The organism is Shewanella sp. A22 (genome assembly GCF_053850585.1).
The window spans coordinates 1-663 of the sequence record NZ_JBSQBN010000259.1; the positions used below are offsets into that span (position 1 = coordinate 1).

Annotated in this window: 1 protein-coding gene; it reads right to left on the reverse strand. The window is 45.7% G+C overall.

Annotated elements, in window-relative coordinates:
- Nucleotides 1–663 (reverse strand): IS66 family transposase (gene tnpC, locus ACWXWT_RS20600; RefSeq protein ID WP_456043419.1); only part of this gene is annotated, 663 nt, incomplete at both ends.

The following is a 663-nucleotide window of genomic DNA, read 5'->3' on the forward strand; positions in this document are numbered from 1 at the left end:
ATAATTTTAGATTTCTGCTGGCGTATCGCATATTTATCTTCAGCAGATTTACCTTTGATTTGTTGCTCTATGCCGTAAAGTTTGCCGATAAGGTTCAATGCCACATCAGCTTTGCCTGCTTTCTTGTTATTGCCTTTGGCCTCGATAAATTTACGACGAATATGCGCCAAACAAGCGACCAACGTCGCATCAGTTTGCGCGTAGGCTTGATAACCGTCTACTTGCAGATACCCAGGAAATCCCGCTAGAAAATCCACGGCACACTGGCCAGCTCGGCTGTTATGATAGTCATAGAGCACGATGTTAGTGTTGCCCTTAGGCGCATCATCACCACAGCAGTACAACCACATGTAGCTTGTCAGTTTATCCGCTTTCAATACCTTAAGCGGGGTTTCATCCGCATGGATAATGTCTTGCTCCAGTAAACTGACTTTCAGTCGTTGATACAAAGGCTCAAGCAAGTCGGCACAGCGTATCATCCAACTTGACATGGTCTTACGATTAAGCTCGATACCAATATCCGCAAACAGGGTTTTTTGGCGATATAAGGGTAAGCCAAACTGATATTTACAGGTGATGATATGACTGAGCAGACTCGGTGTGGCCATGCTTTTCGGGATAGGGGTGGCTGGCATGGGTGCGGTTTTTATCGCAACCTCAATG